This is a genomic window from Pigmentiphaga kullae (genome assembly GCF_004216695.1).
Classification (GTDB): domain Bacteria; phylum Pseudomonadota; class Gammaproteobacteria; order Burkholderiales; family Burkholderiaceae_B; genus Pigmentiphaga; species Pigmentiphaga kullae.
In genome coordinates this window covers 850,932-874,871 of record NZ_SGXC01000002.1, presented here as the reverse complement: position 1 = coordinate 874,871, position 23,940 = coordinate 850,932, and the positions used below count along the sequence as shown (strand labels likewise).

General features: G+C 67.9%; 26 protein-coding genes. 15 read left to right on the top strand and 11 right to left on the bottom strand.

Translation table 11 applies throughout. The features are described 5' to 3' along the window. Positions 1-4: 4 nt before the first annotated feature. Together EV675_RS18470 and EV675_RS18465 are read left to right on the top strand one after the other, a co-directional pair. Positions 5-1,264, top strand: a complete 1,260-nt coding sequence (locus tag EV675_RS18470) for a YeaH/YhbH family protein (RefSeq protein WP_130358662.1) — start codon at positions 5-7, stop codon at positions 1,262-1,264. Next, a complete protein-coding gene (locus EV675_RS18465; RefSeq protein ID WP_130358661.1) occupies positions 1,261-2,796 on the top strand; it encodes a SpoVR family protein in 1,536 nt (511 codons plus the stop codon). Before EV675_RS18470 ends, EV675_RS18465 begins: the two co-directional genes overlap by 4 nt. A 333-nt stretch (positions 2,797-3,129) precedes the next feature. On the opposite strand, the gene EV675_RS18460 is transcribed toward EV675_RS18465, so the two are convergent. The 7 genes from EV675_RS18460 to EV675_RS18430 all read right to left on the bottom strand — a co-directional run bounded on the left by EV675_RS18460 (position 3,130) and on the right by EV675_RS18430 (position 9,233). Then, the gene (locus tag EV675_RS18460) at positions 3,130-3,447 is read right to left on the bottom strand and encodes an NIPSNAP family protein (RefSeq protein ID WP_124689441.1); all 318 of its coding nucleotides are present in this window, start codon (positions 3,445-3,447) and stop codon (positions 3,130-3,132) included. Between the two features lie 16 nt (positions 3,448-3,463). Further along, positions 3,464-3,979 carry a 3-hydroxyacyl-[acyl-carrier-protein] dehydratase FabA gene (gene fabA / locus EV675_RS18455; RefSeq protein WP_087840236.1) on the bottom strand — a complete coding sequence of 172 codons (516 nt, stop codon included), beginning with the start codon at positions 3,977-3,979 and terminating at the stop codon, positions 3,464-3,466. Positions 3,980-4,022: 43 nt separating this feature from the next. After that, positions 4,023-4,991 carry a sterol desaturase family protein gene (locus EV675_RS18450; protein ID WP_130358660.1) on the bottom strand — a complete coding sequence of 323 codons (969 nt, stop codon included), beginning with the start codon at positions 4,989-4,991 and terminating at the stop codon, positions 4,023-4,025. Continuing rightward, positions 4,978-5,784, bottom strand: a complete 807-nt coding sequence (locus EV675_RS18445) for a polysaccharide deacetylase family protein (RefSeq protein WP_130358659.1) — start codon at positions 5,782-5,784, stop codon at positions 4,978-4,980. The genes EV675_RS18450 and EV675_RS18445 overlap by 14 nt, the downstream gene beginning before the upstream one ends. Beyond that, entirely contained in the window at positions 5,768-6,760 is a 993-nt protein-coding gene (locus EV675_RS18440; RefSeq protein WP_479724756.1) for a YVTN family beta-propeller repeat protein, read from the bottom strand. The genes EV675_RS18445 and EV675_RS18440 overlap by 17 nt, the downstream gene beginning before the upstream one ends. A 177-nt stretch (positions 6,761-6,937) precedes the next feature. Beyond that, the gene (locus EV675_RS18435) at positions 6,938-8,107 is read right to left on the bottom strand and encodes an ABC transporter substrate-binding protein (protein WP_130358658.1); all 1,170 of its coding nucleotides are present in this window, start codon (positions 8,105-8,107) and stop codon (positions 6,938-6,940) included. A gap of 85 nt (positions 8,108-8,192) precedes the next feature. Continuing rightward, on the bottom strand, positions 8,193-9,233 hold the full coding sequence (locus tag EV675_RS18430) for an aromatic ring-hydroxylating oxygenase subunit alpha (protein ID WP_130358657.1): 1,041 nt from the start codon (positions 9,231-9,233) through the stop codon (positions 8,193-8,195). A gap of 182 nt (positions 9,234-9,415) precedes the next feature. Between EV675_RS18430 and EV675_RS18425 the strand changes: the two genes are divergently transcribed. The 3 genes from EV675_RS18425 to EV675_RS18415 all read left to right on the top strand — a co-directional run bounded on the left by EV675_RS18425 (position 9,416) and on the right by EV675_RS18415 (position 11,457). Then, on the top strand, positions 9,416-10,075 hold the full coding sequence (locus EV675_RS18425) for a TetR/AcrR family transcriptional regulator (RefSeq protein WP_242621494.1): 660 nt from the start codon (positions 9,416-9,418) through the stop codon (positions 10,073-10,075). A 260-nt stretch (positions 10,076-10,335) separates the two neighbouring features. After that, complete coding sequence (locus EV675_RS18420; protein ID WP_130358655.1) at positions 10,336-10,659, top strand: hypothetical protein; 324 nt, start codon at positions 10,336-10,338, stop codon at positions 10,657-10,659. Between the two features lie 81 nt (positions 10,660-10,740). Beyond that, positions 10,741-11,457 (top strand): MgtC/SapB family protein, encoded by a 717-nt coding sequence (locus tag EV675_RS18415; protein ID WP_130358654.1) that lies wholly within the window; start codon positions 10,741-10,743, stop codon positions 11,455-11,457. A gap of 6 nt (positions 11,458-11,463) precedes the next feature. Here the strand turns inward: EV675_RS18415 and EV675_RS18410 are convergent, their stop codons facing one another. Next, complete coding sequence (locus EV675_RS18410) at positions 11,464-11,847, bottom strand: F0F1 ATP synthase subunit epsilon (protein WP_165404645.1); 384 nt, start codon at positions 11,845-11,847, stop codon at positions 11,464-11,466. A 238-nt stretch (positions 11,848-12,085) separates the two neighbouring features. Here EV675_RS18410 and EV675_RS18405 point away from each other — a divergent pair, with 238 nt between their 5' ends. Genes EV675_RS18405 through EV675_RS18395 form a run of 3 tightly spaced genes read left to right on the top strand, consistent with a single transcriptional unit; the run spans position 12,086 to position 14,396 of the window. Next, positions 12,086-12,631, top strand: coding sequence for a PadR family transcriptional regulator (locus EV675_RS18405; RefSeq protein WP_130358652.1), 546 nt, complete (start codon positions 12,086-12,088; stop codon positions 12,629-12,631). 33 nt (positions 12,632-12,664) lie between these two features. Continuing rightward, the gene (locus EV675_RS18400; protein ID WP_207221999.1) at positions 12,665-13,480 is read left to right on the top strand and encodes a siderophore-interacting protein; all 816 of its coding nucleotides are present in this window, start codon (positions 12,665-12,667) and stop codon (positions 13,478-13,480) included. Between the two features lie 4 nt (positions 13,481-13,484). Further along, positions 13,485-14,396: a D-hexose-6-phosphate mutarotase gene (locus tag EV675_RS18395; RefSeq protein WP_130358650.1), complete on the top strand. Its 912-nt coding sequence runs from the start codon at positions 13,485-13,487 to the stop codon at positions 14,394-14,396. A 4-nt stretch (positions 14,397-14,400) separates the two neighbouring features. On the opposite strand, the gene EV675_RS18390 is transcribed toward EV675_RS18395, so the two are convergent. After that, positions 14,401-15,384, bottom strand: a complete 984-nt coding sequence (locus tag EV675_RS18390; RefSeq protein WP_130358649.1) for a Bug family tripartite tricarboxylate transporter substrate binding protein — start codon at positions 15,382-15,384, stop codon at positions 14,401-14,403. Between the two features lie 106 nt (positions 15,385-15,490). After that, a complete protein-coding gene (locus EV675_RS18385) occupies positions 15,491-16,684 on the bottom strand; it encodes an MFS transporter (protein WP_130358648.1) in 1,194 nt (397 codons plus the stop codon). A gap of 104 nt (positions 16,685-16,788) precedes the next feature. On the opposite strand from EV675_RS18385, the gene EV675_RS18380 reads away from it, so the two are divergent. Further along, the gene (locus EV675_RS18380) at positions 16,789-17,586 is read left to right on the top strand and encodes an AraC family transcriptional regulator (RefSeq protein WP_130358647.1); all 798 of its coding nucleotides are present in this window, start codon (positions 16,789-16,791) and stop codon (positions 17,584-17,586) included. Between the two features lie 45 nt (positions 17,587-17,631). Next, a complete protein-coding gene (locus EV675_RS18375; protein ID WP_130358646.1) occupies positions 17,632-18,540 on the top strand; it encodes an EamA family transporter in 909 nt (302 codons plus the stop codon). 32 nt (positions 18,541-18,572) lie between these two features. Here the strand turns inward: EV675_RS18375 and EV675_RS18370 are convergent, their stop codons facing one another. After that, positions 18,573-19,211, bottom strand: a complete 639-nt coding sequence (locus EV675_RS18370; RefSeq protein ID WP_130358645.1) for an FMN-dependent NADH-azoreductase — start codon at positions 19,209-19,211, stop codon at positions 18,573-18,575. A 149-nt stretch (positions 19,212-19,360) separates the two neighbouring features. Between EV675_RS18370 and EV675_RS18365 the strand changes: the two genes are divergently transcribed. The 5 genes from EV675_RS18365 to EV675_RS18345 all read left to right on the top strand — a co-directional run bounded on the left by EV675_RS18365 (position 19,361) and on the right by EV675_RS18345 (position 23,912). Beyond that, positions 19,361-20,272 (top strand): LysR substrate-binding domain-containing protein, encoded by a 912-nt coding sequence (locus EV675_RS18365; RefSeq protein WP_130358644.1) that lies wholly within the window; start codon positions 19,361-19,363, stop codon positions 20,270-20,272. 220 nt (positions 20,273-20,492) lie between these two features. After that, positions 20,493-21,257 carry a 5'/3'-nucleotidase SurE gene (gene surE, locus EV675_RS18360; protein ID WP_130358643.1) on the top strand — a complete coding sequence of 255 codons (765 nt, stop codon included), beginning with the start codon at positions 20,493-20,495 and terminating at the stop codon, positions 21,255-21,257. 212 nt (positions 21,258-21,469) lie between these two features. Then, entirely contained in the window at positions 21,470-22,162 is a 693-nt protein-coding gene (locus tag EV675_RS18355; RefSeq protein ID WP_341273601.1) for a protein-L-isoaspartate(D-aspartate) O-methyltransferase, read from the top strand. A 77-nt stretch (positions 22,163-22,239) separates the two neighbouring features. Next, positions 22,240-23,121: a peptidoglycan DD-metalloendopeptidase family protein gene (locus EV675_RS18350; protein WP_130360202.1), complete on the top strand. Its 882-nt coding sequence runs from the start codon at positions 22,240-22,242 to the stop codon at positions 23,119-23,121. Between the two features lie 8 nt (positions 23,122-23,129). Beyond that, complete coding sequence (locus EV675_RS18345) at positions 23,130-23,912, top strand: 3'-5' exonuclease (RefSeq protein WP_130358641.1); 783 nt, start codon at positions 23,130-23,132, stop codon at positions 23,910-23,912. The last annotated feature ends 28 nt before the right edge of the window (positions 23,913-23,940 follow it).

The following is a 23,940-nucleotide window of genomic DNA, read 5'->3' as shown; positions in this document are numbered from 1 at the left end:
GAATATGAATTCACTCATCGATCGGCGGCTCAACGGCCGTAACAAGAGCGCTGTCAACCGGGAGCGCTTCATCAGGCGGTACAAGGACCAGATACGCAAGGCGGTACGCGAACTGGTCCAGGAACGGTCCATCGAAGAGATGGACCAGGGCGGCGAAATCAACCTCCCGGCCAAGGACATCTCCGAACCCAGCTTCCGCTACGGCAGGGGCGGGGATCGCGAGATCGTCCATCCCGGCAACCGGGAGTTCGCCAAGGGCGACAAGATCGACCGGCCGCGGGGGGGCGACGACGGCGACCCTTCCGAGCCGGGCGAGGGCGATTCCGTGGATCCGTTCACGTTCAGCCTGTCGCGGGACGAGTTCCTGAACCTGTTCTTCGAGGACATGGAGCTTCCCCACCTGATCCGTACCCAGCTGGGCGAGATCAGCCAGCAGAAGTGGCGGCGCGCGGGTTATACCACCACGGGATCGCCCAGCACGCTGAGCGTGGGTCGCACGCTCAAGACCTCGCTGTCGCGGCGTATCGCGCTCAGCGGCGGTTCGCGGCTGGGGCTGCAGGAGGCGCAGCAGAAGCTGGAGGAGTCGGAAGAGGCGGGCGCCCCGGAAGACGAGCTCGATGCCCTGCGCGCCGAGATCGAGGCGCACCGGGCCAGGCTGGCGCGCGTGCCTTTCCTGGACTCGCTGGACCTGCGCTACCGGCATCGCGTGGTCGAGCCTTCGCCGGTGGCGCGCGCCGTGATGTTCTGCCTGATGGACGTCTCGGGGTCCATGGACGAGAACAAGAAGGACCTGGCCAAGCGCTTCTTCACGCTGCTGTACCTGTTCCTGTCGCGCAAGTACGAACGCGTGGACCTGGTATTCGTGCGCCACACGGACAACGCCGAGGAAGTGGACGAGCAGACTTTCTTCCACGATCCCAAGAGCGGGGGCACGGTGGTGCTGTCGGCCCTCGAACTGATGCACGAGATCGTGACCGAGCGCTACTCGCCCGCCACCTGGAACGTCTACGCGGCGCAGGCCACCGACGGCGATTCCTTCGGCGCGGACGCGGCCAAGAGCGCGCGCTTCCTGTCCGAACACCTGCTGCCGCTCACGCGCTACTACGCCTATATCGAGATCCCCGACGTGGACGAGATGCGCAAGAGCAGCCTGTGGGCCGAGTACGAGCGCGAGACGGCGCCGCACTTCGCGATGCGGCGCATACGCGAACGCCGCGAGATATTCGGCGTGCTGCACGACCTGTTCAGGAAGGAGACCGCATGAGCGCCGTCTATCCGCCGCGCGAAGCGCCGTCCGCCCCGGAGGTCCAACCCATCTCGACCACCTCGGAATGGACCTTCGAGCTGATCCAGCGCTATGACGAAGCCATAGGCGAGGTGGCCCGGGAGTTCGGGCTGGACACCTATCCCAGCCAGATCGAGGTCATCACGTCCGAGCAGATGCTGGACGCGTATGCCTCGGTCGGGCTGCCGATCGGCTATCCGCACTGGTCCTACGGCAAGGAGTTCATCCGCAACGAGCAGGCCTATCGGCGCGGCGTACAGGGGCTGGCCTACGAGATCGTCATCAACTCGAACCCCTGCATCGCCTACCTGATGGAAGAGAATTCCATGGCCATGCAGGCGCTGGTGATCGCGCATGCCTGCTACGGCCACAACTCCTTCTTCAAGGGCAACTACCTGTTCAAGCAGTGGACCGAGGCCGACGGCGTGCTGGACTACCTGGTGTTCGCCCGCAAGTACGTCATGGACTGCGAGGAAAAGTACGGCATCGGCCCGGTCGAGGCCACGCTGGACTCCTGCCACGCGCTGATGGCCCATGGCGTGGACCGCTACCGCCGCCCGCATCCGATTTCCTACCGCGAGGAAATGCAGCGCCAGGCCGAACGCGAGGAGTATGCGCGCCAGCAGTACAACGACCTCTGGCGCACGGTGCCCACACGCGACCACGTCGAGCGCGAAGGCAAGCCTTCGGTGTTCCCGCCGGAGCCGGAAGAGAACATCCTGTATTTCATCGAGAAATACTCGCCTTCGCTGGAGCCGTGGCAGAAGGAGCTGGTGCGCATCGTCCGCAAGCTGTCCCAGTACTTCTATCCGCAGACCCAGACCAAGGTCATGAACGAGGGATGGGCGACCTTCTGGCACTACACGCTGCTGAACCGCATGCACGAGAAGGGGCTGGTCAACGACGGCTTCATGATCGAGTTCCTGCAAAGCCACACCAACGTGGTGGCGCAGCGCGGCTTCGACCAGCGCGGCTACGGCGGCATCAATCCGTATGCGCTGGGCTTCGCGATGATGCAGGACATCCGCCGCATCTGCGAGAACCCCACGCCCGAGGACAGGAAGTGGTTCCCGGACATCGCCGGCGGCGATTGGCTCAAGACCCTGGACTTCGCGATGCGCAACTTCAAGGACGAGTCCTTCATCGCACAGTTCCTGTCGCCGCGCCTGATCCGAGAATTCCGCTTCTTCGCGATCGCCGACCACGAGTCCAATCCGAAGCTGGAAGTCGAAGCCATCCACGACGACGACGGCTACCGGCGCGTGCGCCGGCTGCTGGCGGACCAGCACAACCGCGACATGCAGGTGCCGGACATCCAGGTCGTGCGCTACAACCGGGATTCCGACCGGTCCCTGGTCCTGCGCCACGTGACGATGCGGGGAAGGCCCTTGCAGGCCGAGGATGCCGACCAGGTGATGAAGCACCTGGCCCGGCTGTGGGGATTCAAGGTCCGCCTGGAAGAGGTCGATGCGGAAGGCAGCGTCAAGACTTTCCGGGAGCGGTCGAGCTAGAGGCCCCCCCTACGCCCTTCGGCCGCCCCCCAGGGGGCGGCACTGGCGGACCGGAAGGGAAGCCCACCCCCACGCCCTTCGGGCGCCCCCTCAAGGGGGCGATGCGGGTGGACCGGCAAAGCCGGATCCACCGCATCCTGGGGTTCCAACGGGCTGGCGGGGACTGGCGTTCTTACCCCTTGCCAGCATAAACGGGAACGGCCTTGCATCAGATGCAAGGCCGTTTTCTTTCCTGAGCGTGCCCAGACCTAGGGCACAGCGGATCCGGCTTTGCCGGTCCGCCAGTGCCGCCCCCTGGGGGGCGCCCGAAGGGCGTAGGGGGGGGCTCTAGCTCTACGGCTTGAAGAAGGGGGTGGGCACCATCAGGTGGTTCTCCTGCGAGACCAGGTTGCCCATTTCCACGCTTTTCTTCAGGTAGACCTGCCAGTCCGGATCCTTTTGCAGCGCGGCGCGGCGCGCCATGCGGTCGGCGGCGTCCTGGTAGGCCCAGATGTGGGTGAAGCTGTTGACGTTGCCGGTCTCGGTCTGCAGGTACAGCACCGGGTCGCCCAGGTGCTTGCGCTGCGCCTCGAAACCCAGTTCCTGGTAGAGCTCGAGCTGTTTCTTGATCGTGCCGGGCCGGCACGTGTAGGTGCGAACGTCGTACAGCATGGAAATCCCCCGGGGGTCAGAACGAATCGGTGGAGGTGAACAGGCCCACGCGCAGGCCTTCGGCGGTATAGATCTCGCGGCCGTCCACGCTCATGGTGCCGTCGGCGATGCCCAGTACCAGCGTGCGGTTGATGGTGCGCTTGATGTCGATGGTGTAGGTGACCTTCTTGGCCGTGGGCAGCACCTGCCCGACGAACTTGACCTCGCCCGAGCCCAGCGCGCGGCCCCGGCCGGGGTTGCCCTGCCAGCCCAGGAAGAAACCCACCAGCTGCCACATGGCGTCCAGGCCCAGGCAGCCCGGCATGACCGGATCGCCCTCGAAGTGGCAGGCGAAGAACCAGAGGTCGGGATGGATGTCCAGCTCGGCGATCACCTGGCCCTTGCCGTACTTGCCGCCCTGGTCCGAGATGTGCGTGATGCGGTCCATCATCAGCATGTTGGGGGCCGGGAGCTGCGCATTGCCTTTCCCGAACAATTCGCCGCGCGCGCAGCGCAGCAGGTCTTCACGGGAGAAGGCGTTCTGTTCAAGCATTAGGAAGTCCTCGTTGGAAACCGGGATTATATCGTCGGCCCGTTCAGCTGCGCCCGGGCGCGCCGCCCAGCAGCCGCTTGAGTCCCAGCCATTGCTGGGCCAGGAAGCCCCGGCCGTAGTCGCGTCCGCCGCGTTCGGGAAGCTGGTCGCTGATGCCGGTCGGTCCGTAGCTGCCATCGAAGCGCGCGGTGCGCAGCAGGATGTCCCAGATCGGGAACAGGACGCCGAAGTTGTAGTTGGCCTCGGGCCGGCCGGGAACGGGCGGCGGTTCGATGGCGTGGTGGTGACGGTGGAATTTCGGCCCCACGATCAGGTACTGGCCGATGCGGCCGAAGCCGGTGCGCAGGTTGGCGTGCGAGAGGCTTTCGACCAGCCGGGTGATGACCACGACCATGACGAACTGTCCCGGCGGCACGCCCACCAGGTGCGAGACCAGCACGACCACCGCGTCGCGCAGCAGATCGCTGAGCAGGTGGTTGCGGTTGTCGGACCACATCGTCATCTGGCGCTGGCTGTGATGGACGGCGTGCAGCGCCCACAGCCACTGGTAGCGATGCTCGGCGCGATGGAAGGCATAGTCGACGAAGTCGAAGATCAGCAGGTACAGGATCAAGCTGACCCAGGCGCGGTCGGTCACGCCGGGCCAGATCTCGTCGAGATGGAAGGGCGAGAATCCCAGCACGTGCAACTGGCCGAAGACGTGGTCGGCCAGCGGCTGCGTCGTGAAGAACAGCACCAGCCGGAACAGGCCCAGCGAGTGGATGGCGGTATACAGGATATCCAGCCGCACCGAAGCGCGGTCCACGATTTTTTCGACCGGGCGCCAGCGTTGCAGGGGACCGAACACGGCCAGCATGATGATCAGTTGCAGGACGCCCAGCAGCAGCCACATGGTGCCGTCGTAGGCGTCCTCGAGGATGCTGCCGAGCCCCAGGTGGAACAGCAGGGGCTGGACGAGCGTCTCGAACAGCCACTGCTGCATGCCGGAGAAAAGATCGCTAAGGAGTTCCATGGACGTGATGCGTGGCCAGCCAGGCCCGGTATTGCGGATGGTCGGCCAGCGTGGCGAAGCAGTAACCCTTCTGCTTGAGCCCGGTGATGAGCGGTTCCAGCACGGCCGGCGCCCAGGGATCCTGGCGGGACCAGATGCCCAGGTGTGCCATCAAGATATCGCCGGGACGGATGTTGCGCAAGGCGCGCGCCAGCAGCGCCGCGTTGGGGTATTTGTCGCTCGGCAGTTCGTCGCCCAGGAAGCCGGCGTCGGCCCAGCCGACGTGGCGATAGCCGCAGCGGCTTTCGGCCGCCTGGAGCAGGGCGGGTGAGGTCTTGCCACCGGGCGCGCGGAACAGCGGCAGCATGGGCTGCCCGGTCATTTCCTTGAAGCGCGAGGCGCTGCGGTCCAGTTCGGCGCAATAGGCCTCGACGCTCATGACCTGGATCCGCCCGGCCTGCGGGCCGAAGGTGGGCTTGGCGCGGAAGGCGCCGTCCGGCCGGTCGGCCAGCCAGTACACGTGGTCGTAGGTGTGCGAGCCGAAGACGTGTCCGCGCGCCGCCATGGCCTTCCACCAGGGCGCCCAGCGGTCGTCCAGGCTGGTGCCGCCGTCGCGCGTCTTTTCGTTGGCCAGAAAGAAGCTCGCCTTGACCTGTTGGCGGTCCAGCACCTCGGCCACCAGCGGGGCGACGCCCATGTGCCCTGTGTCGAAGGTCAGGTAGACCGGGCGGGCACACTCCGCGGCCTGGGCGCCGGTGGCCGCCAGCAGCAGGGCGGCCGCGCCCGCGCGCGCCAGGCTACTGGCGCGGAGCATGGGACAGGGTCCAGACGCCATGGGGCGAGCGGCCCACCTTGGTCTGGTGTACCACCTTGCGGGTGACCGTATCGATGACGGTGAGCTTCTTCGCCCAGCGCGAGGTGACCAGCAAGGTCTTGCCGTCGGCCAGCACTTCCATGCAGTCCGGGCCGCCGGGAGCGGGATAGGCATCGACCACGGACAGGGTCTGCAGGTCGATGCGGCTGATGGTGTTGGCCACGCGGTTGCTGACGAACAGGTGCCGCCCGTCGCCCTGGGCCCTGAACGCGTGGGCGCCGGCCGCCGTGGGGATGCGCTTGACCAGCCTGGCGGGCGAGGCCGCCAGGTCGTAGACCTCGACGTAGCTGTCGCCGGTCAACGCGACCAGCAGGTAGCGGTCGTCGTGGGTGATGTAGACGTCGGCGGGGGTCTTGCCCACAGGGATGGTCCACAGCGGCGCCTGCGTCGCCAGGTCGATGGCGATCAACTGGTCGCTGTCTTGCAGCGACACGTACAGGTTGCGGCTCTTGCTGTCTATCGTCAGATGGCTGGGCGTGCGGCCCGCCGGAATGCGTTTGACCAGCTTGGGGTCGGCCGATCCGGCCTGCCCGGTCCACTGGTAGATGTCGATGTGGTCCAGCCGGTTCGCCGCGGTCACGAACCATTTCATGTCGGGCGAGAAACGCAGTTGGTAGGGGTCGACGATGCCGGTCAGCGTGCGCTGGACGTTGCCCGTGGCGGGGTCGAAGAAGGTAAGCGAATCGCTGCCGGCATTGGCCACCAGCAATGATTTTTCATCCGGCGTCAGATACAGGTGATGAGGTTCCTTGCCGGTGGGAACACGCCGCAACTCCGCGTAGGTAGCGGGATCGAGGATGCTGACCGAAGCGTCCAGCGAATTCAGGACGAGCACGGGGGGCGGTGCCGCCGAGGCGACAAACACCGCGCACAGGCCGAGAGCGCCGGCCAGGCGGGCAAAAAGCTGAGATTTCAATGTCGGATCCCGCAGGTTCTACAACGCCGCCGGGCGCCGATGCGGGCCCGCGGGCAGCCCGCGGCCGGGGGACGGCCGCCAGAGTTCGCATAGTCTAGGCGGCCGGGCTTGCCGTTGCTGTCGTTTTTGGGTGAATGTTGGTTTACCGCGACAGCCCGGCGCGCGGGCCACCGGCGGTCAGGACAACGGGCATTGCCGGTGATAGGCGTCGGGCTGTTTGTGGAAGGGCGTGGCCAGGGTCTTGAGGGTCATGCGCCCCTGTTCGTCCTTGACCGCCTGCAGCACGTGCATGTCCTGCAGCGGGAAGTGGTTGTTGTTGAAACGGAAGTCGCCCCGCACCGAGGCGAAGTCCGCCTGCTTCAAGGCCGCCATGAACGCCGGCTTGTCGGCCACCCGGCCCTGCACCTTGGCGATGGCGGCGTCCAGCAGCAGCGCCGCGTCGTAGCTCTGGGCGGCGTAGTTCGAGGGGATGCGCCTGTAGCGCTGCTCGAAGGCCTGGACGAAGCGGCGGCTCGAAGCATTGTCGAAATCGGGCGCCCAGAAGCCGCCGCTGATCATGCCTTGCGCCGACTCGCCCAGCACCGGCAGCGAGATGGCGTCGATGGTGAAGGTGGATAGCAGCGGCGTCTTCTGCAGGCCCGACTGGGCGTATTGCTTGGCGAAGCTGACGCCCAGGCCGCCGGGGAAGAACGCAAACACCGCATCGGGTTGGCGGGCGGCGGCCTGCGCCAGCTCGGTGGAGAAATCGAGCTGCTGCAAGGAGGTGTAGACCTCGTCGGCCAGCGGGGCCTTGTAGTAGCGCTTGAAACCGGCCACGGTGTCCTTGCCGGCCTGGTAGTTGGGCGCCAGGACGACGACCCGCTTGTAGCCCTTGTCGGCGGCGTATTGGCCGACCGCTTCGGACGCCTGGTCGCCTTGCCAGGAGGTGATGAACTGATAGGGCGAGCACCGGGGTCCGGCGATCTGCGAAGGACCCGCGTTCGATCCGATCACGAAGACTTCGCGGTCGGTCAGGTATTTGTGCACGGCCAGCATGATGTTCGAGAACGAAATGCCGGTGACGATGGACACTTTCTCGCGCTCCACCAGCCGCCGCGCGGCCTGGTTGGCCACGTCGGGCTTGAGCTGGGTGTCCTCGCGCAGGATCTCGACCGGATGGCCGCCCAGCTTGCCGCCATTGCGTTCGACCAGCAGCATGAAGCCGTCGAGCTGGTCCTGGCCCACGGCGGCCTGGGGGCCGGTCAGCTCTCCCATGAAGCCGATCTTGATCGGCGCCTGGGCCTGGGCGGCGCCGCAGGCCATGATCAGGGCGGCCGCGGCCGCCACGCTGCGCAAGCGGTGGTGCATGATGTCTGTCTCCTGGAGGTGGGGCAGGGCGGGCCTGCCGGGGAAGGCGGCCGCGATTCGTTGCCGCGGCCGGCCGGAAAACGGATCAGCGCGACTGGGCGCTTGCGGCTTCGGCTTTGCGCAGGCGTTCGAGCGTATGGCGCATGCGCACCGGCCCGAGGTCCACGTTCAGCAGGACGGGCTTCATGTCCCAGAAATCGTTGTCGCCCAGGGCTTCCTGCTGCGCGTCGATGATGGGTTTGTCCTGGTCCTCGAATGCGATGCGGCGCATTTCCGCCAGCCTGGCGTTGGTCTCGGGATCCAGTTCGGGGCCGGGCGGGCGCGCTGCGGCGAAGTGATAGTGGGTGGTACGGGAGGTTTCCGGCGTCAGGATGTGGATGCCGTAGTACCACGCGCCGCGTTCGCGTGATTCCCCGGGTGCCTGCACGCCGGTATCCAGCAGGAAACACCCTGGCGGATCCCAGCGCATGTTGGTCCACATGTCCACCGGCTTGCCGTCGCGGCGGAACAGCATGTCGAACACGCCGGGCACCGAGACCTCGGGCATCCAGCGGTTGCATTGCAGGCGGTTGCCGTCCTGGATGACTTCCTGCTTGGCGTGGACCTGCTCGGGACTGCCCAGCAGTCCTGCGTGCAGGAAGCTGATGTGACTCAGGTCGAGCAGGTTCTCGCCCATCAGTTCGTAGTTGGCGTTGATGTGCAGCCGGCCGCGGCTGGTGCGATAGCCCGAGCCCTCGTCCAGCATGCCGTAGTCGGGAATCAGCGCGGGGTCCGCGGCGGCTTCCCCCATCCAGATCCACAGCATGCCGTGGCGGTCGTGCACCGTGTAGGCCTGCACGCGGGCCGCGGCGGGGATCCTGCCGTCGCCGTGCGGGTTCTTGACGCAGGCGCCGGTGCTGTCGAATTGCAGTCCGTGGTAGCCGCACTCGACCGCGTCGTCCCTGAGCCTGCCCATGCTGAGCGGAATGAAGCGGTGGGGGCAGCGGTCGCGCAGCGCCACCGGCGTGCCGTCCGCCCGGCGGTACAACACGACCCGTTCGTCCAGCAGGGTGCGGCTGAACAGTTCGCCGGCCTTGACCTCGTCGCTCCAACAGGCCACGTACCAGGCGTTTTTCACGAAGGACATGGATGTCTCCCTTTGCGTTCGTCTTGAATGGCTTCGTGGAAGGATTTATACAAACAGAGTGTTCGGTTTGTAAGTGGCGGAAAACCCTAGGACCATCGCAGGCAGGGCGGGGAAGGCTAAGATGCGGCCTTGGCCGTAAGAGAGGATGCCCGGGAGCGATGCCACCCACCCGCCCAGAGACGATGTCCCCCCCGCCCGAGACCGGACCGGCGCGCGCGCGGCCCCGGCGCACGCAGGCCAACCGCAGCCGCGACGCGCGCGAACGGCTGCTGGCGGCGACGATAGAAGTGCTGATGCGCTCGGGCTACAACGGCCTGACCACCAAGGAGGTGGCGCGCTGCGCCGGCATGTCCAACGGCGCCTTGATGCATCACTACGCGACCAAGGCCGAACTGGTGGTGGCCGCGACGGCCGAGATCTACGAGGAGTCCATCCGCCGCGGCCAGCGCGAGGCCCACACGCCCGAGGCGATCGAGCGTCCCATCGAGGGCTTCATCAAGGACTGCTGGAGCGTCTACTTCGACTGGCCCTTCATCGCCGCGATCGAGGTCATCATGGTGGCGCGCACCGATCCGGACCTGATGAGCAAGATCCTGCCCGTGATGGAGCGCTACCGGTCGTCGACCAACACGCTGTGGCTGGAGGTGTTCCAGAAGGCGGGCTTCACCGGCGAGCAGGCGCGGCTGGCGCTGAACCTGTCCCTGAACCTGGTGCGCGGCATGGCCCTGAACAACCTCTGGCAGCACGACGCGGCGCACTACGAGCGCTACATCCAGGACTGGGTGCGCCTGGTCTACCAGCAGTTCCCGAGGACCGACGCGGCTGGCGTGAGTGAACCCTAGGGTTGTCCCTAGGGCTGGACTGGGCTAAAATCGATGGATTCCAATCTTTCTTGAGGCAAGTCGTGGATAACGACGGCAGTAGTTCAGCCGTTCCGGCAAACGCCGCTTAGCAGGTCCGCAGATTTGTCTGCCGCGTCCTGCCAAGCCAGGATGCGGTCGTCCCGTTACCGGGACTTCTCCCCATCTTTCTTCCTGCCTCCGGGCAGTTCCCGCGTATGCCGGGCGGCATGGTCCGTCTTCCTGTCTGCCAGGAGGTCAACATGCGTTTCGCCCATATCCTGAGCGCATGGGGCGGCAAGGCCGCGCGCGCCCCCCGCAAGCAGCTCCAGTCCTATCGCCTGACCGTGTTCAGCGCCAGCCCCCGGCTGGACCGGTTGCGCCAGCATCTGCACGCCGAATTGTCGGCCCGGGACCTGCGCATCTCGCAGATGCGCGTGGCCAGCGGCTCCCCAGGTGACGATACCCACCGGATGTCCGTCACGCTGCAGTGCGCGCCGCACCTGCGCGGCGCGTTGAACTCGGTGGCGCTGGGGCTGGGGCGCCATCCCGACATCCAGCGCGTGCACTACGAGCAACTGCAATAAAAGCGCCGGCAAGGCCGCGCTATCCTGCGGACGGCGCCGCGTGCCGTCCCATCCGATCGACGACAAGAACAACGAGGTTCCATGAAGGCAATCGCCAATATCCAGACGCTGGATCTGCTCGACACGCTGGTCAGCCTGACGAGCGCGTTCATCCTGGGCGCCCTGGTCGGGCTGGAGCGGCAGTACCGGCAGCGCACGGCGGGCCTGCGGACCAACGTGCTGGTGGCGCTGGGCGCCGCGATCTTCGTCGACATGGCCATGCGCATCGCGGGCTCGGACGGCGCGGCACGGGTGGCCTCGTACGTGGTTTCGGGCGTCGGCTTCCTGGGGGCCGGCGTCATCATGCGGGAAGAGGGCAACGTGCGCGGCCTGAACACCGCCGCCACGCTGTGGGGGTCCGCCGCGATCGGCGCCTGCGCGGGGGCGGACCTCATCGCCGAAGCGGTGTTGGCGACGATTTTCGTGCTGGCCGCCAACACGCTGCTGCGGCCGGTGGTCAACACCTTCAATCGCCAGCCGGTGGACGTGCTGTCGTCCGAGGTGACGAGCATCATCCACGTGATCACCGGCACGGTTCACCGCAGCGCCGCGCTGACGGCGCTGGAAGCCGAACTGGAAGAGGCGAACTATCCGCTGGCCGACCTGGAGGTCGTGCCCTTCGGCGACGAGGAGATCGAGATCAAGGCCACGCTCATGGCCACCTCCATCCACGGCAGCGACCTGGACCGCGTCACGGAGAAACTGGGCCGCAATCCCGCCATCGCCCAGGTCTTCTGGGCGCCCAGCATTTCCGACTGAGGCAGCTCAGCGGCCGCGCTTGAGTTCCAGGCTGGTCACGAGTTCGGCGCGGGCGGCGGCGTAGCGCATCGCGTCCAGGCGGTCGTGCATGCGTTCGCTGGCCGCGGCGCGCGCCTGTTCGGCCCGGACGTCGTCCAGGCCGGTGGTGCGCACGGCGGTGTCGGCCAGGACCGTCACGCAGCGGGGCATGACTTCGGCCAGGCCGCCCGATACGTAGACGTATTCGTCGCCTTCGGCCCGCCGGATGGTGATCATGCCTTCCTTGAGCAGCGTCAGCAGGGGAATGTGGCCGGGCAGTATGCCCAGAGACCCGTCCTTGCCCGGCAACTGCACGTAGCTGCCTTCACCCGAGAAGATGGTGGCCTCCGCATTGACGATGTCGATCTGCATGATGTCCTTTGGGCCGGGCGGGCGCCCGCTGCCCGCCTTTTGTGCCATGTGTTTCAAAGCCTGTCGCCACGCGGGTTGGGCCGCGCTCCCTTCATGCTATCCCCAAGCTTGTCCACAGAAGTGGTGGATAAGCCCACAAACCGCGTTTCCCGGCTTGGCATCCGGTTTTTTATATCTTAAGATATGTCTAAAGATATGTTTTTAGATATTCTGGCAGCCGCAAAGGCTGGAGACCATCATGCAACGCAATGAGATTTCTCCCGGCGGGCGCGGGGTGGGCATGCGCATGGGACGCAAGCTCGCCGCCGAAGACCTGCAACTCATCCTGCTGGCGCTGCTGGAAGAGCAGCCCAGCCATGGCTACGAACTGATCAAGCAATTGGCCGAGCGCTCGTCGGGGTTCTACAACCCCAGTTCGGGCATGGTGTATCCCGCGCTGGCCTACCTGGAAGACGTGGGCCACGCCGTCGTCTCCGTGGAAGGCACGAAGAAGCGCTATCGGCTGACCGACGAAGGCAGCGCCCACCTGGCGCGCCATCGGGGGCAGGCCGAACGCATCCTGGCCGAACTGGCCAAGGTGGGCGCCCGCATGGCGCAGGTGCGCCGCGTGTTCGAAGGCGAGGACGGCCTGGACACCATCGCGCCGGGCACGCCCGAGGACCTCATGCTGGCGCGCTACGGCCTGAAGCAGGCGCTGCACCAGGTGGGCGCCTGTGAGGGCGGCGAGGCCATCCGCATCGCCGCCATCCTGAGACGCGCCACGGCCGAGATCCTGGGCGGATAGGCGCCTTCCAACCTCATTCCGGAAAGACTCATCATGGAAAAAACCGAACGCGCGGTGCGCCGCGTCCGCCACGAACTGAAGTTTCGCCTGCTGCGCGTGCGCGCTGTGCGCAAGGTGACGCCCCGCCTGTTGCGGGTGACGCTGGAGGGCGGCGATCTGGCCGGCTTCTCCAGCGCCGCGCACGACGACCACGTCAAGCTGTTCTTCCCGGCGCCCGGGCAGGAGCGGCCGGTGGTGCCCACGCCCGGCCCCAACGGCATGGTGTTCCCCGAAGACCAGCCCCGTCCGCCGGCGCGCGACTATACGCCGCGCCGCTACGATGCCGAGGCGGGTGAACTCGACATCGAATTCGCGCTGCATGGCGACGGTCCGGCCGCCGAGTGGGCGGCGCGCGCCGAGGCGGGACAATACCTGGGCGTGGGCGGTCCGCGCGGCTCCTTCGTGATGGAAGGAGACTTCGACGGCTATTTGCTGGTGGGCGACGAGACCGCGCTGCCGGCCATCGCCCGCCGCCTGGAAGAACTACCGGCGAGCGCGCGCGCCGTGGTCGTGGCCGAAGTGGCCGACGCGGCCGAGGAACAATCGTTCGACACGCGGGCCGACGTCGAGGTCCGCTGGGTTCATCGCGACGGCGTGGAGCCGGGCCGTCCGGAACTGCTGGCGCAGGCGGTGGCCGAACTGGGCAAGCCGCAGGGCGACTGGTATGCCTGGGTCGCGGCCGAATCGGGCGTGGCCAAGCGCGTGCGCCAGGTCCTGGTCGAGAACTGGCAACTGCCCAAGGAATGGATCAAGGCGGCCGGCTACTGGAAGCTGGGCGCCGCGGCCACCCATGACAAGCACGAGGATTGAAGGCATGGGCGCACATCGCCGCGCGGCCGTCGTGGCCACGACCGTGAAAGACCTGCCGTGCTGGCGCCTGGTGTCGGAACATGGCGAGGCGCTGGTGGCGCGCCAGGGCGCGCAGGTCCTGTACTACGCGCCCACCGGGCAGCCGCCGGTGGTGTGGCTGAGCGACCAGGCCGAATTCCGGAAGGGCTCGTCGCTGCGCGGCGGGATTCCCGTCTGCTGGCCATGGTTCGGCCAGTTCGCCCGCAACCCCGAAGCGGTCCGCGCCATGCTGGCGCCCGGCGCCGACGCGCCGGCCCATGGCTTCGCGCGGGCGCTGGACTGGCGGGACGGCGGCCCCCGGGTCGATGGCGACGCCGCATGCCTGCGGCTGCACCTGGACTTGCCCGCCGGTCACGGCGGCTGGCACCACGCGGCCGCCGTGACGCTGGACATCCGCCTGGACGATACGCTCACGCTGACCTTGTCCACCCGCAACCTGGGGCCGGAGAGGCTGGTCCTGAGCCAGGCGCTGCATACCTACTTCGCCGTGAGCGATGCGCGCGACGTGGCCGTCGAAGGCCTGGACGGCGCGGCCTACGTCGATACCCTGATGGACTGGACGCCGCAGGTGCAGGACGGGCCGCTGTCCATCCGGGGGGAAACCGACCGCATCTATACCGGCCTGTCGGCGCCGATGCAGATCCGCGATCCCGGCTGGCGTCGCACCATAACGATCGAGGCGGCGGGCTCGCGGTCGGCAGTGGTGTGGAACCCCTGGGTGGACAAGTCGCTGCGCCTGTCGCAGTTCCGTCCCGATTCGTGGCGCGACATGCTGTGCATCGAGACCGCCCGGGTCTGGGACGACGTGCTGGAACTGGCGCCCGGCGCTGCCGCGGACATGAGCGTGACGATGCGTGCGGAAAGCTGGGGCGCCTGAGCCGTCAGTCGACCGTCGCGCCGGATTTCTTCACCACGGCTTCCCACTTGGGGATTTCGGTCCTGACCAGATCGGCGAATTCGGCCGGCGTGCTGGAAGTCGCTTCTATCCCCATGCCTGCCAGCCGCCGCCGCGCGGACTCGTCCGCCATGCCGCGGACGACCGCGCCGTGCAGCCGGTCCACCACGGCCGCCGGCGTACCCCGCGGGGCCAGCAGCCCGAGCCAGTTCGAGACGTCGTAGCCGGGCAGGCCGGCTTCGGCGATCGCCGGCACGTCCGGCAGCGCGCTCATGCGCTTGAGGCTGGTGACGCCCAGCGCGCGAACCTTGCCGCTTCGTATGTGCTCGGCATACACCGCGTACGAATCGAAGGTCATGGACACGCGTCCGGCCAGCACGTCGTTCAACAGCGGGGCGCTGCCCTTGTAGGGGACGTGCAGCAGCCGTACGTCCGCCATCGACGAGAACAACGCGCCCGACAAATGGCTGGAGCTGCCGTTGCCGGCCGAGCCGTAGGTCAGCGCACCGGGCTGGGCCTTCGCCAGCGCGATCAGTTCTTCCACGGTTCTCGCCGGCACCGAGGGATGGACGACCAGCACGCGCGGGGTGGTGTGGGTCAGGCTGACGTACTCGAAATCCTTGATGGGGTCGTAGCGCAGCTTGGGGTACAGCGAGGGATTGATGGCCTGCGTGCCCATGGTGGCGAAGAACAGGGTGTAGCCGTCGGGAGCCGCGTGGGCGACCGCCTCGGCCGCCGTCGTGCCGCCCGCGCCGCCGCGGTTCTCGATCACCACCTGCTGGCCCAGTTGTTCCGTCAGCTGCTGGGCCAGGCCGCGCGCCATGATGTCGGCGGCGCCCCCAGCGGGAAAGGGCACGACGAGCCGCAGCGCGCGGTCGGGAAATCCGGCGGCGCCCGCGCCGCCGGCCGCGGCCAGCAGCAACGCCGCCTGCGTCAGCGCCAGGCAGGCGCGTCGTCGATGAAAACCCATGGACATCTCCTCCGTTGTGGTTCTTTTCAGGTGATCGGCCACACTTTAGGAGGAGGATCCGGGCCCGCCTATCGCCGGGCCATCAAAGCTGTTATGCGTTCCGTGGCTAGGCCAGTTGGCGATGCCGTCCGGCATACAGGCCGAACACCGCCTGGGCGCAGGCGAAGACCAGGCAGATCAGCAGCGCGGCCGTCCAGCCGCCCGTCATGTCATGCACGGCGCCGATGGCCGTGGGGCCGCCCGCGGCCAGCAGGTAGCCCACGGCCTGGGCCATGCCGGACAGCGCGGCCGCCTGCTGCGCGTTGCCGACACGCAGGCTGACGAAGGCCAGCCCCAGGATGATGGAGGCGCCGCCGCCACAGCCATACAGGATGGCCCACGCCGCGGCCCAGGAGGGCGCGACCAGCAGGCCCAGCAGGGCCACGATGGACAGACCCGAGCAGCCGACCGCCAGCCAGCGCTGGTCGCGCACCCGGCGCACCAGCGCCAGCAGCGGCAGGCCGACGACGGCCGAGGCGATCTGCAACATGCCGTGGACCGAGCCGGTCGAGCCCGGCGGGTAGCCGGCGTCGTGCAGCATCGAGGGCAGCCAGCTGGAAACGATGTAATAGACCAGCGAGTTCAGGCCGAGGAAAAGGGTGATCTGCCACGCCAGCGCCGATTTCCAGACCGGCCGGGCGCGGGCGTGGACCGCACCCGCTGGCGTCGCGGCCGGGGCGGGGGCGCGCAACTGCGGCAGCCAGACGAGGACGCTGGCGATGGCGATCACGATGGGGGCGAACAGGGCCAGCGGCCATCCGGGGCCGGCGGACCAGAGCGCCAGCGGCACGGCGATCATCGAGGCCAGGCCCGAGGCCACGCCCATCGTCAACGCATAGGCGGAGGTCAGGCTGGCGATGCGCCCGGGGAAATCGCGTTTGAGCAGGCTGGGCAGGAGCACGTTGCCGAAGGCGATCGCGCCGCCGATCAGCACGGTGCCGGCGAACAGGGCCCAGACCGCGCCCGAGGACCGCAGGCACAGGCCCGCCACCAGGGTCAGCAGCGCCGCCATCAGCGTGCGCTCCAGGCCGTGGCGGCGGGCGGCCAGCGCGGCGATGGGAGAGCCGGCGGCAAAGGCCAGCAGGGGCAGGGTGGTGAGCAGGCCGGCCTGGGCGGCGGTCAGGTCCAGGCTGGTTCGTATCATGTCCAGCACGGGCGCCACGCCGGTAACCGGCGCGCGCAGGTTGGAGGCGATCAGCAGGATGCCGGCGATGAGCCAGGCCGGGCGGGATAACGAGCTGGGAGCGGAAAGCGAAGTCATGGGTGAAGCAGTCGGAAGGGGTACCCATGGACTGTAGGCATTTTGCGTGTGTCTGTCTTTGGATAAGATGACAATAAATTGCCAAAACCAGCCAAGCGCTCGCCATGCACGCTTTCGAAGCCGCCTTCGCCGAGTTCGATCCTGATGCAACCGTCGCGCCGGTGGTGGCCGTGCACCTGACGGCCCAGCAGCGCCGCAGCGAACAACCGGTGCACCGGCATCGCAAGGGCCAGTTGATCCTGGCGCTGCGGGGCTCGGTCACCTGCCATGTGCCCACCGGCCTCTGGATGGTGCCGCCGCAGTGCGCGGTATGGATTCCGCCGGGCATGACGCACAGCAACCGGGTATCGCAGCACGGCCAGGTCTGCCTGCTGTTCGTCGAGCCGGACACGGCTCCGCTGCCCGAGGTGTGCTGCACGCTGTCGATCTCGCCGCTGCTGCGCGAACTGATCCTGTATCTGGCTGCCCAGCCCACCGACTATTCCCCGGACGGGCCGACCCATCGCCTGGTGGGCGTGCTGCTGGAACAACTGGGGCGCATGCCCACCGAGCAGCTGCACCTGCCCGTGCCCGCCCATAGCCGCCTGCGCCGCATCGCCGACGCGCTGGCGTCCGATCCCGCCAACCGCAGCACGGTGGCCGAATGGGCGCAGCAGGTGGCGATGAGCGAGCGCAGCCTGGCGCGGCTGATCAAGGCCGAAACGGGCATGAGCTTCGGCCGCTGGCGCCAGCAGCTGCACGTCATCGTCGCGCTGCAACGCCTGTCCGCCGGCATGACCGTGCAGCGCGTGGCGATGGACCTGGGCTACGAATCGGTCAGCGCCTTCATCACCATGTTCAGGAAGGCCATGGGCAAGCCGCCCGGCCGCTACCTGGCCGAGCGCAACCGGGGCGAGGGGTAGGGCGGCGCGGTATCATCGCCGGCTGATCGATCGCAGGCCACGCCCTTGGACATCTCGCTGCTCTGGATTCCCGCCACGCTCATCGCCGCCGCCGCGCAGACGGCGCGCAACACCATGCAGCACCGGCTGACGGAAACGTTGGGCACGCTGGGCGCGGCCCAGGTGCGCTTCCTGTACGGCCTGCCGTTCGCGCTGGTGTTCCTGGTGGTGGTGCTGGCGGTGGGCGGCGACCCGCTGCCGCGTTTCGATACCGGCTTCCTGCTGTATGCGGCGGCCGCCGCCGCGGCGCAGATCCTGGCGACCGTGCTGATGCTGGCCACCATGCAGTTGCGCAACTTCGCGCTCAGCACGGTCTACGTGAAGACCGAACCGGTGCTGGTGGCCATTTTCGCCGTGGCGGTGCTGGGCGATCCGCTTTCGCTTGCGGGGGCCTGCGCCGTGCTGGTGGCGACCGCTGGCGTGGTGGTCATGTCGTGGAAGCCCGGCGCGGGAGCGGGCAGCAACTGGCGGCCGGCGTTGCTGGGCATCGCCTCGGGCGCCTTTTTCGCCTTGTCCGCGGTGGCCTTCCGGGGCGCCATCGTGTCGCTGGACAGCGGGTCGTTCGCCACGCGCGCCAGCGTGACGCTGGTGGCGGGCCTGATCATGCAGACGGGGGCGCTGGTGCTGTGGCAGGCGCTGTTCCGGCGCGACGTGCTGCGCGGAGTGCTGGCGCAATGGCGCTCGTCGCTGCCGGCGGGCTTCATGGGCGCCTTCGCGTCCCAGTGCTGGTACATCGGCTTCGCGCTGACCTCGGCGGCCAACGTTCGCACGCTGGGGCTGGTGGAGGTCCTGTTCGCGCAATTCGCCTCGCGGCGGATCTTCGCCCAGCATGCCAGCCGCCGCGAACGCGGCGGCATGGTGCTGGTCGTGCTGGGACTGGTATTGCTGCTGTACGGCACGCGGGGCGGATCCTAGCTCCTGCTGCCAGGCCCGCCCCGCATCGAGCCTCAGGCCGCGGCGGCCAGTTCCTCGGCCAGCAGGCCGGCCTGTTCCAGCGCCTGGTTGACGGCTGCTTCGCGCGCCTCGCCGCCCAGCGCGACGCCTTCGGCGCGCAGCACGCTGACGTCGGTCACGCCGAAGAAGCCGAGCACCGCCCGCAGGTAGGACTCCTGGTGATCCAGCAGGGTCTCGACCGGCGTGCCGGCGTACTTGCCGCCGCGGGAGGAAACGATCACGACCTTCTTGTCCCCGGCCAGGCCTTCGGGGCCGTTGGCGGTGTAGCGGAAGGTCTTGCCGGCCTGCGCGACGCGGTCGATCCAGGCCTTCAGCTGGGAAGGGATCGAGAAGTTGTACATCGGGGCGCCGATCACCACGACGTCGGCGGCCAGGAATTCGGCCAGCAGTTCGTCGGTGTAGGCGACTTCCTTGCGGAATCCCTCGTCATCCGGGAACACCGCGCCGGGCTGGGGGCGCAGCGATTGCAGCAGGACGCCGTCCAGGTGGGCGGGCGGCTGGGCCACCAGGTCGCGGTGCTTGACGGTCGATTGCGGTTCGTTCTGGCGCAGGGCCTTCACGACGGCGGCGGTCAGTTCGCGGGAAACGGAGGCGGCGCCGGTGGAGCTCGAGTCGATGTGCAGGATTTTCATGGGGATTCCTCGTATGCGTCGAATTCTTAGGGTTAATGCGGATGACCTCCGCCACGTCGACAAGATATAGCGTCAACAATTCTTTTTAAACTGGCGTAGTTGGGAATTACTTTTCTATATTTAGAATAATGCTACGTCCTGGGGGGCATATGCAGGACCTCAATGACATGTATCTGTTCGCCAAGGTGGTCGAACATGGCGGCTACACCGCCACCGCGCAGGCGCTGGGCATCCCGGTGTCCCGGATCAGCCGGCGCATCGCCGCGCTGGAGGACGAGCTTGGGGTGCGGCTGTTGCATCGCACGACACGCAAGATCTCGGTGACAGAGATCGGGCAGACCTACTACCAGCACTGCGCGGCGCTGGCCGCGGAAGCCGCCGCCGCCCGCGAGGCCGTGGACCGGACGACGTCGCAGCCGCAGGGACTGATCCGCTTCAGTTGCCCGGTTACGTTGTTGCACAGCGACATCGGGGCCATCGTGGCGGACTATCTGGCGCAATATCCCCAGGTACGCGTGCAGATCGATGCCACTTCCCGGCGCGTGGACGTGGTGGAAGAGGGCTTCGACCTCGCGCTGAGGGTGCGTACGCCGCCGCTTGAGGACTCGGAACTGGTCGTGCGTCCGCTGGCCACCAGCCGCCTGGTGCTGGTGGCCACGCCGGATTTCTTCGCACGCCATGGCGAGCCGCAGGACATCCGGGACCTGGGACGCCTGCCCACGCTCAGCATGATGCAGGCGGCGGAACGGCACGTCTGGCGCTTCGTCGGGCCGGACGGCGCCGAGGTATCGGTAGCGCACGTACCGCGCCTGTCGGTCGACGATCTGAATACCCTGCGCAGCACCGCGCTTCAGGGACTGGGTATCGCGTGCCTGCCGTGGCCGCTGGTGGCGGCCGACGTCGAGGCGGGCCTGCTGCGCGTCACGCTGGCCCAGTATTCTCCGCCGGAGGGGATCGTGCAGGCGGTGTTCCCGTCGCGGCGGGGCCTCGTGCCTGCGGTGCGGGGCTTTCTGGATGCGCTGGTGGCGGCCGACGATCGGCAGTCGCCCGCGCCGACCTAGGCCCGTCCTCGGGGAAAGCGCTACGGCAGACAGGGGGCCTCATGTACAATCCGAGGGCATTCGGCGGGCCGGAAACGGACGCGGGTCCGGAACCGTCAAGCCACCGGGAGGCTGCCCGGCTTTCCGGACGACACTAGCCCGCACGGCGTCCATGCGGGCTTTTTTTATCTCGCGGCGGCGCCAACTGGAGATCGCATTGCGTAAGAGGTCGGGGCGATAGATGTTGATATTGATTTCCAACGACGACGGTTATTTCGCGCCGGGCCTGGCTGCGCTGGTCGAGGCGCTGCGGCCGCTGGCCGAACTGATCGTGGTCGCGCCCGAGACCAATCGCAGCGGATCGTCGAATTCGCTTACGCTCGATCGCCCCTTGTCGGTGCGCACCGCGGCCAACGGTTTCCTGTACGTCAACGGCACGCCGTCCGATTGCGTGCACGTGGCCCTGACCGGGCTCCTGGACCGGCGCCCCGATCTGGTCGTGTCCGGCATCAACGACGGCCAGAACATGGGCGAGGACACGCTGTACTCCGGCACGGTCGCCGCGGCCACCGAGGGCTATCTGTTCGGCCTGCCGTCGATCGCCTTTTCCCAGGTGTCCAAGGGCTGGAAACACCTCGATGCGGCGGCCGCCGCCGCGCGCAGCTTCGTCGAGCGCTTCGTCGCCAGCCCGCTGACGGCGCCCAGCCTGCTGAACGTGAACATTCCGAACCTGCCCCTGTCCGAACTCAAGCCGCCTCGCGTGACCCGGCTCGGCCGGCGCCACCCCTCCGAGCCGGTGGTGCGTTCGTCCACCCCGTACGGCGAGCCGGTCTACTGGATCGGCCCCGCCGGCAAGGCGGCCGACGCCACGCCCGGCACGGACTTCCATGCCTGCGCCGACGGCGCGGTGTCGGTCACGCCGCTGCGGTTCGACCTGACGCACAACGCCCAACTCGAACCCATGCGCGAATGGATCCCCACGGAATGGATAGGCGCAAACCGCTGACCCCGGCGCAGGCGCCGCGGCAGGAGGGGGCCCAGGCCCGCTCCACCGCCTCGCGCCGGCCCGCCGCGCCCTTGCCTCCGATCACGGCGGCGAACAGCAACACGCGCGTCACCACCGGACGTCCGCAAACCGTTCGCGGAACGTCCGCGGGCCCGGTGCGTCCCGACGAGGCCAGGCCCACGAACAGCAATACGCGGGTGGCGCCGGCAAGGCTGGTCGTTCCGGCCCCCATCCAGGCCAGGGTCCCGGCGCGCGAGACCAACCACGGCCTGAATTCCGAGCGCATGCGCGCGGCGTTGGTGGCGCGCTTGCGCGCGCAGGGAATCACGGACGAACGCGTGCTCGAAGCCGTGCATGCCATTCCGCGCCATCGCTTCATCGACGAAGCGCTGGCCAGCCGCGCCTACGAGGACGCGGCGCTGCCCATCGGCCATGGGCAGACCATCTCGCAGCCCTGGATCGTCGCGCGCATGATCGCCGCGGCGCGCAACGGGCGCGAACTCGGCAAGGTGCTGGAGGTCGGAACCGGGTGCGGCTACCAGGCAGCCGTGCTGGCGGGCGTGGCGCGCGAGGTGTATTCGATCGAACGCATCAAGGCCCTGCACGAACTGGCCCGCGCCCAACTGCGGCCGTTGCGGCTCCCCCATGTGCGCCTCGTCTTCGGCGACGGCATGCTGGGCGTGCCGAGCGCCGCGCCGTTCGACGCCATCGTCGTCGCGGCCGCGGGGCTGAAGATACCCGATGCGCTGCTGGCCCAACTGGCGGTCGGCGGCCGCCTGGTGGCCCCGGAAGGGGGCGCCAGGCAGCGATTGGTCATGATAGAGCGCACCGGAGCCCAGAGCTGGGTGCGAACCGAACTGGAGGCGGTGCGTTTCGTGCCCCTGCAGTCCGGTGTGTTGTTGTAATGAATAGGAGATCTGGGATGCAGAATTGGCGCAAGCCGAGCCGCGAGGAATCCAATCGATCCCGCCCGGGCGCGGGGATGCTCGGGCGGGCCGCACGGCAGGTGCTGCTCTGGACGAGTTGCGCACTGGTGCTCGCAGCCTGCGGCACGGCCCCCAGGACGGTTCCGGTCGTCGACCGGACCACGCCGGCCAAGCCGCCGAGCGGCCCCGCCGCCACCGCGGGCCGCGAATCCTCGCGCCTGATCGATGCCGATACCTACATCGTCAAGCGCGGCGACACGCTGATCCGCATCGCCCTGGACCATGGCGAGGACTGGCGTGACATCGCGCAGTGGAACAGTCTCGAGGATCCCAACCAGATCCGGCCGGGGCAGGTCCTGCGCGTGACGCGTCCGGGATCCACCGCCGCCAAACCTGCCGACAGCGGCGTGGCGCAGGTCACGCCGGTGCCCGCGCCGTCGCAGTCGGCGTCGCGGCCTCTGGGCACGCCGGCGCCCGCGCCCACGACGCCGACCCCGGTGCCGGCCGAACCCGTCGCGCCGCCGGCTACCCCGGTCACGCCGCCCGCCGCGCGCAACGACCCCGCCAGCGAGCGGGTGGAGTGGGGTTGGCCCGCCAGCGGCAAGATCATCGAGAACTTCCACGAGACCCGCAACAAGGGCCTGGACATCGCCGGCACGCCGGGCGATCCGGTGCTGGCCGCGGGCGACGGCAAGGTGGTCTACAGCGGCAGCGGCCTGCGCGGCTACGGTCAGTTGATCATCATCAAGCACAACAACACCTTCCTGTCCGCGTATGCGCACAACCGCGCCATGCTGGTCAAGGAAGGGCAGGCGGTGCGGCGCGGACAGAAGATCGCCGAACTGGGCAGCACAGATGCCGAGTCGCCGCGCGTGCACTTCGAGATACGGCGCCAGGGCCGTCCGGTCGATCCGGCCGGCTACCTGCCGCCACGCTGAGGCCCGCCATGACACCGATGCTGGTCTTCGACCTGGAAACCATTCCCGACGTGGAAGGCCTGCGCGCGCTGAACGGGTGGGGCGGGGACGTGCCCGATGCCGAGGTGGTCGAGCGCGCCACCGCCGCCCGGCGCGAAGCGGTGGGGCACGACTTCCTGCCGCTGCACCTGCAGAAGATCGCGGTGGTGGGCTGCGTGTTCCGCGACGACGACGGCTTTCGCGTCAAATGCATAGGCAAGGCCGACGATCCCGAGGCCACGCTGATCTCCGGTTTCTTCAAGACCATCGATCGCTACACGCCGCAGCTCATCAGCTGGAACGGCTCGGGCTTCGACCTGCCGGTCCTGCACTACCGCGGGCTGATCCACGGCATCCAGGCCTCGCGCTACTGGGACATGGGCGAAGACGACCGCGATTTCCGCTACAGCAACTACATCAGCCGCTACCACAACCGGCACTGCGATCTGATGGACCTGCTGGCGAAATACAATGGACGCGCCAACGCGCCGCTGGATGAACTGGCCAAGCTGTGCGGCTTTCCCGGCAAGCTGGGCATGGACGGCAGCCAGGTCTGGCCCGCCTGGAGTTCCGGCCGCCAGGAAGAGGTGCGCGCGTATTGCGAAACCGACGTCGTCAATACCTGGCTGGTCTATTGCCGCTTCCGGCTGATGCGGGGCATGTTGTCCCGCGCCCAGTACGACGCCGAAGTGGACCTGGTACGCAGCACGCTGCAGTCCCTGGACCTGCCCCACTGGCGTGAATACCTGGCGAACTGGCCCGCCTCGCGCTAGCCGGCCGCGCGGGGAAACTGATATTCCG